This window comes from Candidatus Paceibacterota bacterium (assembly GCA_035452965.1).
GTDB lineage: Bacteria > Verrucomicrobiota > Verrucomicrobiia > Limisphaerales > UBA8199 > UBA8199.
Genome location: DAOTCE010000001.1, coordinates 357,908 through 373,436 on the forward strand (window position 1 = coordinate 357,908; position 15,529 = coordinate 373,436).

Genomic DNA, 15,529 nt, shown 5'->3' on the forward strand with positions numbered 1-15,529 from the left:
CGTTGCACAGGAGTTTGTGATCTGAGTCTAAGGGGACACTACTGCCGCCAGAAGCTTCTTGATCTCTTTCAAGCGCGCCCCGGCCTGCTTTCGGGTCAGGCGCGGAAACATGTTTTCTACCATGACGTAGTCGTTATTCCGGGTGAGCATGAGTCGGTCGTCCCGGACCTCCATCTCGGTGACGGCCCGATCGCTCGCCAGCAACTTGATTTCCGCCACTTGGAGCAGCAGCGCCAATGGCGGTGGTATCAAGCCAAACCGGTCGCGCAGTTCCCGCTCCAGGCCGTTGAGCCCCGCCTTGTCTGTCACTTGGGCCAGCTTCCGGTAAACCTCGATGCGCTGGCGCGCATCGGATATGTAGCGGAACGGAATATAAGCGAAAGCTGCGCCTTGGCTGCGGGCCTCCGAGCTTGCACTGCGGCCTTCAGCCGTCGAGTGCTCCTCGGCCGGTCCCAGCGCCAGGAAGTCCAGCCGCACCTGCACCTCGACCCGCGGCTTGATCTGCTCGCCCTTTAACCCGGCGATGCTCTGCTTGAGCAACTCGCAGTAGAGTTCAAATCCCACCGCCGTGATGTGCCCGCTCTGCTCGGCGCCCAGCAGGTTTCCCGCGCCGCGGATTTCCAGGTCGCGCATGGCGATCTTGAAGCCGCTGCCCAGGGTTGAAAATTGCTTGATCGCGCTCAAGCGCTTGCGCACGTCCGTGAGCAGCCCCCCGTGGCGCGGCAGCAGCAGGTAAGCATAGGCCTGGTGCTTGTAGCGGCCGACCCGGCCGCGCAATTGGTAGAGGTCGCTGAGCCCGAACCGGTCGGCGCGGTCAATGATGATCGTATTGGCATTCGGGATATCCAGCCCGCTTTCGATGATGGTAGTGGACAGCAGCACATCGGCCTCGCCATTGACGAACTGCGTCATCACCTCCTCTAGATCATCGCTGTGCATCTGGCCGTGTCCGACGACAATCCGGGCGCGCGGCAGCAGCGTCTGCAGCTTTTGAGCCATGGTCGCAATGGTCATCACCCGGTTATGCAGGAAGAACACTTGCCCGCCGCGGTTGATCTCCCGCTGGATGGCGTCCCGGATGACGCGCTCGTCGTAGGGGGTGACGATAGTCTCCACCGGGAGCCGGTCGTGCGGGGGGGTCTGAATCGTGCTCATATCCCGCGCGCCCGTCAGCGCCAGGTAGAGCGTGCGGGGAATAGGCGTGGCGCTGAGCGTGAGCACATCCACCAGCCGGCGCAGCATCTTGAACTTCTCCTTGTGCATCACGCCGAAGCGCTGTTCCTCGTCAATCACCACCAGGCCAAGGTCCTTGAACGCGACGTCGTTTTGGAGGAGCCGGTGAGTGCCGATCACAATATCCACCGCGCCGGCCGCCAGGTCGGCGACCACCTTCTCCTGGGCGCTGCGGGTGCGGAAGCGCGAGAGCAGTTCGATCCGTATCGGGTAATCGGCCATGCGCTCTCGGAAGGTGTTGAAGTGTTGTTGCGCCAGGACCGTTGTGGGAACCAGCACCGCCACCTGTTTGCCGTCCAGCACCGCTTTGAACGCGGCCCGAATGCCGACCTCGGTCTTGCCGAAGCCGACATCGCCGCAAATCAGGCGGTCCATCGGCTTGGGACGCTCCATATCGGCCTTGGTCTCCCCAATGGCCTGGCGCTGGTCGGGCGTTTCCTCGAAGATAAAGGCGCCCTCAAACTCCCTCTGCCAGGGGGTGTCCGGCGCGAAGGCGTGGCCCGGCTGCGATTCGCGGGCGGCCTGGATAGCGAGCAAATCGCTGGCGACATCCCGCACCGCCCGTTCGGCCTGCGCCTTGGCCCTTGCCCAACGTGTGCCGCCCAGCGTGTTGAGGGGAGGGCGCGCCTTGCCGGTGCCGACATATTTGCTGACCATGTGCGCTTCGGTGACCGGCACAAAGAGCCTGGGCGACGGCTGCTCCGTGTCGGCCGGGGCGTATTCGATCACGAGGCATTCCTGGCCAACATGAGCGGTCGCGGCGGCGCCTACGGTCGGCTTCGTGCCCGCGCCCGCGGGCAGGACTTGCAGCCCGAGGTAGCGCCCAATGCCATGCTGGACGTGCACGACATAGTCGCCTTCCTCAAGTTCGGTAAAATCAATGTCCAGCGCTGAGCGTGTGGCTTGTGCGTGCGGCGACTTCAGCCGCCGGGGGCGCTGTACCCTGTAACGCCCAAAGATCTCCGCATCGGTCACCACCACCAGCTTCGCCGCGTCGCATAGAAAGCCTCGGGCCAGCGTGCCCAAGTGTGTCCGAAGCCTGGAGTCTGCAACCTGAGTGCTGGTGGCACCGGGCGCAAGGGCGCCCCGCTCGCCCGGACCACGAGCCGTCCTGGTTTGCAGGGGCGGCCCGACTTCCTGCGTCAGGCCGTATTCATCCCAAATCTCGCCGAATCGCTGGCGCTCGCCGTCATTGTTGCAGAACACATGCACCGCCCAGCCTTGGCGCAGCCAGCGGTGGAGTTGGGCGAAGAACTCCCGCCGCTGCACCTCTACTACCGCCGGCTCGGGCGCGCGTTCTGGCAGCGGACGAAATGGTTCCAGGCTTTCGAAGTGCGGAGTGCGGAGCGCGGGTGCCGGACGGGTGCTTGCCTCGTTTGCTTCAAGCGATTGGATATTGGTAATGCCAGCTTCCCCCTCACCCGCCGTAAATGACATCCTTTCCCCCTTGGAGGGGGAGAGGGAAGGGGTGAGGGGATCGTTCGTGCTGCCGGCGATAATGGGAAGGGCTGGTGTGAGGGGGAGAGGGCCCTCCCGGGTTCCGTCTTCATCCGTCTCGTTTCCCAAAGCATCCACGCCTGGCACGGCCTCACTTACTTCCAGCCGGGTCATCCCGCGCTTAACAGCCTGCTCTTGAAAGGCTCCCCACGGCATGAATAAAGGATCTCCCTCTGGAACCAGCCTGGCGTATTCCTCAGCCCGCTCCGCCAGTAGCTCCGGTTCGCACAACAGCAGTATTGTCTCTGATGGCAGGTGGTCCAGCAGTGATCCGAGAAAGGAATGAGGGGCGAGGGTTGAGGGCTCAGGATTTTCTGCATGCATCCGCTTGAGAAGGCCCAGCTCTCCCGCAGGCGGGATAGTGACTGATCTGATTGTCTCCCGCGAAATTTGTGTTAGCGGATCAAACTGCCGCAATGATTCCAGCTCGTCGCCGAAGAATTCGAGTCGCACGGGCCAGGGGCCAGTGAGCGGATAGACGTCCAGGATTCCGCCGCGCAGGGCAAGCTCGCCCCGCTGAGTCACTTGCGCCTCAATCTCATACCCCTGCGCTTCGAGCCCCTCGACCAACGCCAGCGGATCAATGCGGTCGCCGCCCGTCAGCGTGCGTGTGCGATCGCGGATTGACTCGGGCCGGAACGTGCGCTGGAGCAGTGCCACAACGCTGGTGACGATGGGGGGCGGACATGGCGCACCGGGGGTTGCGCATTGCGTGAGCGCGACCAACGTCTCCAGGCGCTCGCTGATGACGTCCAAGTGCGGGAGCCGAGCTTCATGCGGCAGCACTTCCCAGGGAGGATAGAATAAGGGCTGGGGGGTGAGGGGCGACGGTTGGGGGACCGCCTTCGGCTGCCGGGTCTCGGCCTTCAGCTTGCCCTTGGATTTCGGGGCCGGGTCATCGGGAATCCCCGCGCGTTCTTCTGCCATCGCCAGCCACGTCGCCAAATCCTGCTGTGCCGTTTCCTGCGCTTTGAGCCCTTCGGTGACGACCACGATCGGGCGTGCCGGGAACAGATGCTGCACCAGCGCGGCCAGGAACGGTTGCGCCGCGGCGCTGATGCCATCTAGCGACAACACCCCCCCCTTCTCCAGGCGCCGCGCCAAGGTTTGCACGGCGGGAGCCGCCGACACTCGAGCGAATAATTCGCTTGCCGCTGCGATTTCCAAATCCTGCGCCAAGCTGTGGCAAGGTCGCAGCCGCCAACAGCCGCGTCAAGGCAGTAGCGGGGTGGTCACTCCCACTCGATCGTCCCCGGGGGCTTGCTGGTGATGTCGAGGCAGACGCGGTTGACGCCTTTGACTTCGTTGATAATGCGGTTGGAGAGCTTCTCCAGGAGGTTGTAAGGCAGCTTTACCCAATCGGCGGTCATGCCGTCCTGCGATTCCACGGCCCGCAGCGCGATGGTGTAATCGTAAGTCCGCTCGTCGCCCATCACCCCGACACTGCGCACCGGCAGGAGCACGGCAAAGCTCTGCCAAATTCGGCGATACCAGCCGCTCCGCTTCATCTCCTCGATCACGATGGCATCAGCGTTGCGCAGTATTTCCAGGCGTTGCGGCGTGACCTCGCCGAGAATCCGCACCGCCAGGCCCGGCCCCGGGAACGGCTGGCGCCATACGATTTCGCGCGGCAGGCCCAGTTCGAGTCCGAGTTGCCGCACCTCGTCCTTGAAAAGGCACTTGAGGGGCTCGACCAACTGGAACTTCATCTTCCGGGGCAGCCCGCCGACGTTGTGATGGCTCTTTATCATGGCCGCGGGATTTCCACCGATAGGCACCGATTCGATGACGTCGGGGTAGAGCGTGCCCTGCGCCAGGAATTTCGCCTTGCCGGCCCGCCGCGTCGCCGCTTCGAACACTTCGATGAACGTCCGGCCGATGACCTTGCGCTTCCTTTCGGGGTCGGTCACACCTTTGAGCCGGCGCAGGAATAGACGCGACGCGTCCTCGTACTGAAGATTGAGCTTGAAATGGCGGCCAAAAACCTCCCGCACCACCTGTGCTTCGCGTCCGCGCAACACACCGTTGTTGACGAAGATGCACGTAAGCTGATGCCCGATGGCCCGGTGCAGCAGGGCCGCCGCTACGCTTGAATCCACCCCGCCGCTCAGACCCAGGATCACCTTTTCGTGACCGACTTGCGCGCGGACGGCTTCGACGGCTTGCTCGATGTAGTTGCGCATCGTCCAGCCCTTGCCGCAGCCGCAGATATTGTGGACGAAGCGAGCGATGATTTCGCGTCCGCGCGGCGTATGAACCACCTCCGGGTGGAACTGCAAGCCGAACATCTTCGCCGCGCGATTCTCAATGGCCGCGTAGGCTGAGTTTTCCGTCACGGCGACCGCTTTGAATCCGGCGGGAAGCTTCGTCAGCTTGTCGCCGTGGGAGTTCCAGACCTGCAAAGTGGTCGGCAACTTTGCCAACAGGGGGCAGGAGGGGCTCTTGATCCGCAGCGTGCCTTTGCCATATTCGCGCTTCTGGCCCGGCTCGACCTTTCCTCCGAGATACTGCGCCAGGAGTTGAACGCCGTAGCAGATGCCCAGCACCGGGATGCCAAGCTGGAAAATGGCCCGGTCCGGCAGCGGCGCGTTCTTTGCATAGACGCTGGAGGGGCCGCCCGACAGGATCAGCCCCTTGGGATTGAGCCGCGTGATTTCGCGCGCGGGCGTGTCATAGCGCAGGATGACCGAATAGACGTTGCACTCGCGGACGCGGCGCGCAATGACCTGCGTGTACTGCGAACCGAAGTCCAGGATGACAATCTGCTCCGTCACTGCGGGATCACCTTGACCTTCCCGGCAGTGGCGTCGTAATCCAGCTTCATGCCTTGCGGCGCGTCAGGGACCTTGGGAATGAACTTCGTCTCCACCAGTTCGTTCAGGTCTTTGGGGTAGCGCCCTTGATCCACATGGAACAACTGGATCGCCTGGTTGAGTGAGGTTGTATCCACCGTCTTGACTGCTTTTTGCTGCGCCTTGCCCAATGCTCCCACATAGTCAGCCGGCGCGCTCAACGGGCTGCTGCCGCTGGCCGCGCCATCGGCTGGCGGGTCCGGTTGGTTGGACGATTCACCGCACCCAGCCAACGCCAGCCCCGCCGCCAAACAGAGACAGAATGATCTTCGCACGGCCCAAGTCTAATTCCCGGCCCGGTGAATCCAAGCCAAAGAATAGAAAGGCCGGGCAAGAACTTTGCCCGGCTTGAGACCGTTATCCCAAGGTTGAGTTGGGAAAGCTGACTGACTAATTGGAGCCCGGCGGAGGCGGAGCCACAGGAGCCGCAGGCGCCACGTTTGTGTCAGGTGGTTGCGGCGTATCATCTGAAGGCGGGTTGCACCCCGTCAGCACTGCGCCGATGACCACCCCGACCAGTACGACAAGAATATATAACCTTTTCATAGTAGGGATAACCTTGACCCAATGTGCTGAAAGGACAAGCGCTTTTTTTGATTCTTCACGAATTGCCGGGGAATACCGAGGGCGATCCGCCGTCTCGGACTCCCCTGCCTCCCTCCAGAACCCCCGCGGGACGGGCTCGACGTCATTGCGGTCGTCGCGCGCTGGCAGTGGCTTGCGGCTGGCTGGGCGATCGCCTGGGAGTGTGGACGGGCTACGGTGTGTATCCCATGGGGAGCGCTCCCCATGGGATACACACCGTAGCACCACCGTGTTGTCACCGTATCGCCAAGCCAAGGGTGCTGGGGTCAGCGGGGGCTGTAGAAGGCAGGCAGGCAGCATTACTGTCCAAAATTTGGACAGTGCGCGGGTTGGAGATTGGGAGGGCACAACCGGTTTTCGCCGGGGTGCAGGAATGACCTTGTATTTCCTGTGCTTCGGCTGTCCGTGATGGACCCCTTTCCCGGGGTTATTCAAGCCAATTGCCAGGTCAGGTATTGAGGTAGGTTTTGGGGAACTTCCAAGGGGCGCGATATCTCGGGACGGCGAGTCGGGCAGCTTCGGTATCACCGACAATTCTCTCAGACCTGGCGTCGAAGCGTATGGTCCGGCCCAGCTTCAGGGAAAGGAGGCTCAGTGCGATCGGCACGTCTACCCGCATGTGATAGAACACGCTGCAAGAGGGCTGCTGGCGGGACTTAATGCAATCAAGCCACTCGCGCTCGTGGCCCGGTGATGGGGGGATGGATTGGGGCGGCGTTTCAAAGCCGTTCATCTTGTCGCCTTCGGGGATGACTTTAAGTGTGCCGTAGTCCGCGGCCAGCGTCCCGTTGGCGCCGTGGAAGTACATGCCCAGGCGGCGCCGTGGCTTGGGGTCGCCCTCGAAGTCGAAGCCGTAGCTGTTGGTGAGTGAACTCATCCAGGTCATTGTCAGGCCTGGGTATTGCCAAAGGACCTCGTGATTGTCATAGGCGTCGCCATCGTCTTTGAGCAAGTAACGGCCGCCGGAGGAGCTTGTGCTCAGCGGGAAACCAAGGTCCAGCGCCCAGACCGGCAGATCAATGATGTGCGGCGCCATTCCCGGCGTCCAACCACCGCTGTATTCCATCCACGAGCAATGATTGTAGGAGTTGTTGGCAAGGATGGGATTGAATGGTCGCAGCGGGGCGGGGCCGCACCACAGGTCCCAGTCGAGTCCGGCGGGTTGCGGCGTGGGTGGGCTTTGGCCCACGCCGTCGGGCAGTTGGTTCATGACGTTGAAGGTCCGGATGGTGCTGACCGGACCCAGGTTGCCCGAGCGGATGAGTTCGACGACGCGCCGGTAATTCTCGCTCGCGTGAATCTGCGTGCCGACCTGGCTGATGCGGTTGTGTTTCTTCACCGCGTTGCGGACGGCGAAGCTTTCCGCCAGGTGCCGGGTCATCGGTTTCTGCAGGTAGATATCCTTGCCGGCCTCGCAGGCCGCGATCGCATTCAGGGCATGCCAGTGCGGCGGGGTGGCGATGATGACCGCGTCGAGGTCCGGTTGCTGGAGCATCTGCTGGAAATCGCGGTAGCCTTTGCAGGTGTCCTTGAACTGCTGAACAACCGCGGCGCGGCGGGATTCCCATACATCGCAAGCAGCGGTGATGACAACATCAGGCTCTTTGGCGCAGTTGGCGAGGTTCGCGCGGCCCATGCCACCGCATCCGATGAGGCCAACGTGAATGCGGCTATTGGGGCCGGGCTTGGGCCGGGCGGCAGGCTGTGCGCCGGCGACCAGGTGCGGGGCGGCAAAGCCGATGGCAGTGATGGTGGCAGCCTTCTCCAGAAAGGCGCGGCGACTGATGGGGCGATCCTGATTCATGAGAGACATTTAACCTTGTCGCACAACATTGACACGGTTTTTCTTGCAGTCGCGCCGCTGGGCCGCGGCGGACATTCCGGGGCGGCTATTGCTCGTCCGTCAGCACGTCCAACTCCGCGATGCTGGCGTAAGGCCTGCCGTTGACTTCGGACCGGGCCACCAGCTTCACGTACCGCGCGCGGATCGGTTTCTCGAAGCGCACCGCCTGAAGCTGGGTGCTGTCGGGCCATGTCGCCGTGGCCGTCGGCGCGGCCCATGAAGTTGGGTCGGAGCTGCAGTAGATTTCGCATTCGGCGATGCGGCCATTGGCGCCGTCCTGGCGCGGCAGATAGGTAATGCCGCTGAGCGCCACGGGGTGTCCCAGATCAATGATCAGATGGTGCGGCATGGGGTCGCTGCGCGGCTGCCAGCGCGTGTGCCAAATGGTGTTGGGGTTGCCGTCAATCGCGTTCGCCGCGACGTTCCCGTTTGCGCCGTCCTCGCTGTCGGCCTCGAGTACTTTGGCTCCCAACGCCGCGAGTTTCGAGGGTGAAACCCGGTCCAGCAGCCCGGCCAAGGCGTCCTTGTTGACGGCGACCTTCGGGTTGAAGTCGGAACCGGCCATGTAGCCGAGCAGACTGTGGAGCATCTGCCGGGCGACGGGGTTTTGGTCGAGGTGGTTTCTCAAATCAATGCTGCAGACCAGAACCCTGCCCTTTGCGACTTTCGCCTCGAACACCAGGCCGAGTTTGCGGCCCGTCACCCAGTCGTCTATGACTTGCACGATCGGTTGCAATTCCCTGGGCAGGTCCTTGAGGATCATGGCGCCAGCCCGGCTGACGAGGTGCCACCATTGCCAATTGCTGTGGAAGTCAGTTGGGAATTCCGCCAGGGCCGGATGTTTGGGGTCGCACAAGATCCCAAGCGTCGTAGGCGGTTGTCGGCGGGTCCACGCCGTATTCCAGAAGATGCTCGAGAAGCCTAGCGCGACCTTGCCATGCCTGTCGCCCTTGACTCTGTTCGGCGGAAGCATCAGCAGCACCTTGCCGCCGGCTTCAAGCGCTGCCAGCGCCCGGTCGTCCAGGACCTCGGTCACCAGAGAGTCCGGTAACGGATGAGTATCCACTTTGGGCGGATAGACCCATACGTCCCAGTCATTCTGAAACTCGGGGGCCGGGGCTGAACCCCTGGAAGGCTGGTTGAGAGTCACCACCAGCCTGTAACGAGCGGGAGCCGGCACCTCTTGCAGGTCAATGCTTGCGCGGCCCCGGCCTATCCCGTTGCCGATTGCGATGTCAGAAACCGGGAGCTCGCCGCCGGCAACGACTCTTTGATCGTCCCCCACCAGCGTCCAGGTCGTAGCGACTTCCTTAAGCGGGGCCGGGCCGAAGTGGGCGACTTCGATGTCCGCTTCGAGTTTCTCGTCGGTGGTAAACACGCGCTTGCCCAGGCGCGCCAAAGGCACGGTGCGGTTGCAGAAACGGCTGTATTCTTTCGCAGTGACGTAACCCTTTTCGTCCCAAAACGGATCGAGCACGCCGACCAGCGCCGTGCCTTGGCCGGGGAAATCGTGCAGGTCGAGCAGTTGGAAGCCCCCCATGCCCGGCGTGCGCAGCGCGGACTCGATGTCCTCCTTGTAACAGAGCGTCTGCAGCTTTCCGGACGCAAGCAGGAACCGATGCGCGAGATCGCCCATGCCGTGCGCGCGCAACGTTTGGCGGAAAATCTCGAAGTTCTTCGGCTTCAGGCAGCCCCGGTACTTGGAAATCTCGTCGAAGTTGGGATAGACGCACCACTGGCCGATCTCATGGCTGATGACGGGGACGGTGCGTTTCTGGATGTAATCCCGGTAATCCGTCTGCGTTTCCGGCGGCTGGGCGTTGATGCGCGACTTGAGTCCTGCGCCCCAATGCTGCACGCGCGGGTCGGGGGTGACGTGGAACTGATTCTCTGGCAGCTGCGGCCAGCCGGCGCCGCTCGACCAAAGGCGGCGCGGGTCCTGCGTTTTGAAGTGCTCCACCCATTTGGCCAGGTAAGCGGCGGCGTTCTGACCGCCGGGCTCGTTGCCGTGGGGCATTAGCACGAAGGAGGGGTGATTGCCGTAAGCCTTAAGGATGCGGTCCGTCTCATCATAAACCCACCGGTCCACCGGCTTGCCGTCGCCAAGGGAGGTGGATTGGTTAGGCCAGCACGTCTCGACCTGGTAATAGAAACCGAGTTCGTCCGCCGCGACAAAAGCTGCTTCCGGCGGGCAGTAGGAGTGAAACCGGATCAGATTGAGCCCGTAGGCTTTGGCGATGCGGATGATGCGCTTCCAGGATTCCACCTCGGTGGGCGGATGGCCCGTGAGCGGAAAGATGCAGCATTCAAGTGTGCCGCGGAAAAAGGTCTTGCGGCCATTGATGAGGAACTGCGTGCCATCAGTGGTGATTTGGCGCAGGCCGAAGGTGACCTCGCGTTCGCTCGCGACGATTTGCCCGCCGACTTCGCCGCGGAGCTGGGCGCGGACGGTATGAAGGCTGGGCGTGAACTCATCCCACAGTGGCGCATCCGGAGCGAGCGTAGCTTCGGCCTTGGTGGTCAGGTCAGCGGCAGGTGTATCGAGATTCTGGCTGACGGGCAGGCGTGCGGCCTTTCCATCACGCTCAAAGAAGAGCGACAGCTTCCCCTCGAAACGCTGCCGAGCGGCGTTGGTGGCGGTCACGACGACGCGCACCGATCTTGTCGCCACATTCGGATAGACCTGCACGTCCTCAATCCACACCGGCGCAGTCGCCCGCAGGCTGACGTCCCCCACGATCCCGTTCCAATTGCCCTGCGTGTGATCGCTGATGCAGTGGGAGTTTTCGCCCACATCCACCACCAGGCTGTTGTCCACCCGGATGGTGAGCCGGTGTTTGCCGGCGGCCGGCGTCGTGCTGAGATCGTATTCATGCGGCGTCGAAAGGCTGCGGTTGGAACCGAACGCCTCGCCATCCACCCAAACGCGGGTTTCCCAATGCGGTCGCTCCAGGGTCAGCACAATCCGCCTGCCACGCCAGGCCGGTGGGAACTCAATCTCCCGCTGGTACCAGGCCGCGCCGGCGTAATACTTCTCCGGCTGGAGCCAGAATGGGACTTTGACGTTACCCGGCTTCCGATGCTCGGCATATTCCGGCGCGGTGAACCAGGACTTGTCCACGATGCTCCCCGTCCATTTGGTTGCGACCGACACGTCATCACCGATGCCTTGAGCGGACAGCGAGCCGGGCAGATTGATCCCGTCCGGGAGCGACCGCTCGAACCACCGTTCCTCGATTCCAGCGTTGCGGCGATCCAATCTGAACTGCCATCGTCCGGCCAGCGAGATGCGGTCGGCCTGGGCCGCCGCCCCTTGGGAGCCACAGATGCCGATGAGCATTGCGCCGGCACCAAACAGGAGTGAGAAGCGGGTTAAAGAGTTGCTCTTCATCGGTCGGAGTGTGCGGTTGAGCGCCTTCGCCCAAAAGAGAAATCTCTCCCGCCCGTTTCCGCAGGGCGCGCGGGTTGGCGGCGGCTCAAGGTTCAGCCGTCGTGGACCCAGGCATGCTCCGCCTCACTCTTGCTGCGCCGGTAGTGGTTTGAAATGCCGGTCGCGAATTTCAATGACGCCATAGCCCATGCCGTCGAATGAAAGCGGCACCGTATCGTCCTTCAGGGCAACGGGGATTCTGGTAAGCGCATCGAAGGCGCGCAACGTTCCGGAAGCCAGGCCCAGCCGCTTGCGGTCAAGGCGAAAAGTGCTCCTGAGCGGCTCGCGTTTCAGATGGCTGACAAAGAGCAGCGCTTTACCGGGGTGCAGGTAACTGCTGATCTTGACTGACTCATCCCCCGCGGTTGCGCCCGACCCGCTCCAGTACGGCAGCCAGCGGGCGGAGCATGCCCCGAAACTATCCATGGCGCGCCAAATCGGACTGATTTGCGCCAGGGTGCGCGGATACGGCCTGACCTCCACACCGTGGAGCCACGCTAACGCAATCGCCTCGGTCAACGTGAAGGGGCGGTTCTCGTAGCACAGGAACTCCGCGTCGAGCCCATGCGCGTAGCCCATGAACTCGGTGCGGAAAATGTGCAAAGGCAGCTCGAACTTATCGCTGGCCTTGAGCGTCTCGAACTGTTCGCCGTTCCAGTAGCTGTCACAGAAGGCCAGTGTCGGCAGCGTCAGGCTGGCGGACATGTGCGCGTCGAGAATAGCATCCGGACGATGCCGGCGGACCGTGTCCGCGATCCGGCGCATCAGTTGGCGGGAGGCCAGCATCGGGTAGTCGGCCCGCAGGTTGCCGTCGCTGTCCTTCCAGCCGCAGCCATGGGCTTGGTTATGGCAGCGAAAAGCCTCGCTGGTGCCGTCGAAGTAGAGGCCGTCCAGTTCGTATTCGGCGAACAACTGGTCAATCCCCTTGACCAGCCAATCTGCCCATCCGCTGCGAGCGCAGGTGGCGTCAAAGGCGCGAAACTCGGTGCGATAGGGAGTGCTCCACGGAATGAGCGGCATGACGGACCACTCGTCGTGATGTCCCTGCAAATCCGGAGCGCGGCGGGCCAGACCGTAACCTACGTAAACCAGCAGCTTGATCTGCCGCTTGTGACATTCCCGGATCAGCCGCCGGAGCCGCTCGCCGTCAAGCGGTGTTATCTGGCCGTAGTAGTCGGTCCAATCGTCGTGAATGACCGCGGTTTTCACCCCGGCGTCCCGCAGCGTATCCAACTGCATCCGCCCATCTGGTCCGGGCGCGCAGGCCGCGTAGGTGATGTTGTGCAGGATTCGGGCGCTGGCCCGCCAGGCGCAGGAGACCGGCTTTAGCGGGCTCGCTTGCAGGCCAAACCGAAGGGTGATTGGGGCCGAAATCGTCACCTCATGATCGAGCAGCGTCGTGCTGAATAGCACCACGTTCCCCTGCGTGCGGGCCTGGAGGGCGCGTGTTGGCTCCCGGAGCGACCAGCCTCTGGCCGATTCGGCGCACCAGGCCAAGCCGCGTTCTTCATCGCCCAGCCAGACGTACGGCCTGAACTTGTCCGACCATTGGCCGCCAAGTTCAGGCAGCCCGGAAGAAAGATACGTCCAGGTGAAGTTCGCCGCGTGCAGGTACTTGGCGGTGGCGGCCCGACGGGGGATTTCCAGCCGAAGCAGACTCAGTTTGACCGGCTGCTTCGGGCAGAGCTCGAACTCGTACCAGCAGAGCCCGTCGCATTCGCCGGTCATGCGCGCCGTGATGCGGCAGGCAGCCGATTCGCCGGTCCATTCCCAAGTGGCCTTGTCGGCGGTGTTCGTGATGACTCTGCCCTTTCCCTTAAGCCCGGCTAGGACATCCGGTTCCGTGACCACGCGGACGGGAGCGGCCAGCAGCGGTTGGCCGGCGGCCACAATCTGCCTGGGCAGCAACAGCTTTCCCAAATCCGTCTCGCGCCCGAGGCAGCGGAACTGCGAGCTGGAGGCCTTCACGGGCGTGTAAGGGGCCGGCAGATCCGGGCTGGCTGCGAGCAGGGGGTAGCCGCAGAGTAGCGTGGGCAGGAGAACCGTGTGGAATCGCATAGGAAGCTGAGCTTGCAGGTGGAGGTTCAGGAAGGCCGCGGCGTGTTCACTTGGCGCGGAGCAGGAGCATGGGCACACTGATGCTGTGCTGGACCTTGAAGGCCGTGGTGCCGAGCACCAGGTCGGCCATGAATTGGTGGCCGTGCGTGCTCATCGCTACCAGGTCGCACCCTTTCCGCTGGACCCAGCTCACGATTTCCTTCACAGGTTCTCCGTAGGCCAACTCCGCTTCGACCGAGATGCCCGCGGCCGCCAACTCCGCCCGAACCCGCTCCAGGCCGGCCTTGCCCTCCTCGACTTCCGTGCCGGCGGCATCCGTCCCGTGGTACTTGGCGGGCACCCCGCTGGCCACGTGCAGCAACACCACCCGGCTTTGCATCGCCCGCGCCAGCAGCTTGATGTGTTCAATGATCGCGCGATCGGTAGGCGTGCCCTCCAGGGTCACAAGTATCTTCTTATACAGGCTCATAAATGTAATTGGTCTCGCGGTTGGGCTCTGGTCGCGCTCAGCCGCTGGAAATGATGCGCCAGGCTTCCTTGAGCGACGCCGGCAGACTATAGAGGTCCATGGCCGTAATCAACAGCACGCTGCCCCAGCCCAGGATCAGCAGGAACCAGCCGTTGGCCCACTGGCCCATCCTCCGGCGCGATGACGTGAAGTGCAGCAAAGGGAACAGGGCCAGTGGCAGCATCAGCCCGAGGGTTACCTGGCTGAGATTGATCAGGTCCGTGATGCTGTCCGCTCCGCGCACGCTGACCAGCCAGACTGCCGGAATAACGGCGAACAGGCGGGAGATCATCCGCCGAATCCACGGACGAAGGCGCCAGCGCATGAAGCCCTCCATCACCACCTGTCCGGCCAGGGTACCGGTGATCGTGCTGCTTTGGCCGCTGGCCAGCAGCGCCACGGCGAACAGCGTGCTGGCCAGGCTCGTTCCCAGCAGCGGGGCCAGCGTCAGGTGCGCCACCAGGATCCAGTCGCTGTCGGCACCAAATCTCACCACCTCGCCCCCCGCCACGGTCACGCTCTCTTTGCCATAGAACACCAACGCCGCCAGCACCAAAATCCCCGCGTTGACCAGGAAGGCGATCGCCAGCGCCGCGGTGGAGTCAATCGTGTTGAAGCGAATGGCGGTGCGGATCGAAGCCTCGTCGCGCCGCAGTTTCCGGGATTGAACCAGCGCCGAGTGCAGGAAGAGATTATGCGGCATCACCGTCGCTCCGATGATGCCAATGGCCACTACCAGCATGCCGTTCTCGCGAAAGCCGGGCCGCGCCAATGCCTGGCCCATTTCCAGGAAGCTCGGCTGCGTCTGAGGCAGCACAAAGATCTCCAGGCCGTAGCAGACGCCAATCGTTGCCACCAGAACCGCCACGATGGCCTCCAGCATTCTCATGCCCACCCCTCGCAACGCCAGCAGCAGCAGCACGTCGAACGCGGTAATGAAGATCCCCCAGGTTAGTGGGATGCTAAACAGCAGGTTTAGCGCTACCGCGCTGCCCAGTAATTCGGCCAGGTCGGTCGCCGCCACCGCGAGTTCCATCGCGATCCAGTAGGGCCAGCGGGACCATTTGGGGTACCAGTCCCTGCAAGCCCGAGCGAGGTCCTTGCCGGTCGCCACGCCCAGCCGGGCCGAAAGGACCTGCAGGATCACCGCCATGAAGCTCGCCAGCGCCACGATCCACAGCAGGCCGTACTTGAACTGCGCGCCCGCCGCCAGGTCCGTGCCCCAGTTGCCGGGGTCCATGTAGCCCACGCTCACCAGGATGGCCGGTCCCACAAACGCGCGCCATTGGCGCCAGAACCCGGCCGAGTGTGGCGGTACGGGAACGGTGCCGTGGATGCCTTCGAGCGACACCTGCCCGCCGGGGACTTCCGGCGTTGGAGAATAGGCAGTGTGGCGGCCGGCGTCGGCGCTGGCGTCGGCTGCCGGTCTCGAACCATTCCTCATCCCGGGCACCCCCCGCCTTGGCCACCCGGAACTATAGAATACCGGGCAACACTTAGCTTCTGTGCCATGCCCTACTCCT

Annotated in this window: 8 protein-coding genes; all 8 read right to left on the reverse strand. The window is 63.2% G+C overall.

Annotation, left to right across the window (positions count from 1 at the left end):
* Positions 1-27 precede the first annotated feature (27 nt).
* The 8 genes from mfd to P5205_01365 all read right to left on the reverse strand — a co-directional run bounded on the left by mfd (position 28) and on the right by P5205_01365 (position 15,450).
* Positions 28-3,843: a transcription-repair coupling factor gene (mfd, locus tag P5205_01330; protein HSA08991.1), complete on the reverse strand. Its 3,816-nt coding sequence runs from the start codon at positions 3,841-3,843 to the stop codon at positions 28-30.
* Between the two features lie 119 nt (positions 3,844-3,962).
* Positions 3,963-5,504: a glutamine-hydrolyzing GMP synthase gene (guaA, locus tag P5205_01335; GenBank protein ID HSA08992.1), complete on the reverse strand. Its 1,542-nt coding sequence runs from the start codon at positions 5,502-5,504 to the stop codon at positions 3,963-3,965.
* Positions 5,501-5,857: a hypothetical protein gene (locus P5205_01340; protein HSA08993.1), complete on the reverse strand. Its 357-nt coding sequence runs from the start codon at positions 5,855-5,857 to the stop codon at positions 5,501-5,503. The genes guaA and P5205_01340 overlap by 4 nt, the downstream gene beginning before the upstream one ends.
* Positions 5,858-6,615: 758 nt before the next feature.
* Positions 6,616-7,971: a Gfo/Idh/MocA family oxidoreductase gene (locus P5205_01345; GenBank protein ID HSA08994.1), complete on the reverse strand. Its 1,356-nt coding sequence runs from the start codon at positions 7,969-7,971 to the stop codon at positions 6,616-6,618.
* A gap of 85 nt (positions 7,972-8,056) precedes the next feature.
* Positions 8,057-11,401 (reverse strand): discoidin domain-containing protein, encoded by a 3,345-nt coding sequence (locus P5205_01350; GenBank protein HSA08995.1) that lies wholly within the window; start codon positions 11,399-11,401, stop codon positions 8,057-8,059.
* A gap of 123 nt (positions 11,402-11,524) precedes the next feature.
* A complete protein-coding gene (locus P5205_01355; GenBank protein ID HSA08996.1) occupies positions 11,525-13,498 on the reverse strand; it encodes a DUF6067 family protein in 1,974 nt (657 codons plus the stop codon).
* 46 nt (positions 13,499-13,544) lie between these two features.
* Entirely contained in the window at positions 13,545-13,967 is a 423-nt protein-coding gene (locus P5205_01360) for a universal stress protein (GenBank protein HSA08997.1), read from the reverse strand.
* A 37-nt stretch (positions 13,968-14,004) separates the two neighbouring features.
* Positions 14,005-15,450: an Nramp family divalent metal transporter gene (locus P5205_01365; protein HSA08998.1), complete on the reverse strand. Its 1,446-nt coding sequence runs from the start codon at positions 15,448-15,450 to the stop codon at positions 14,005-14,007.
* Between the last annotated feature and the right edge of the window lie 79 nt (positions 15,451-15,529).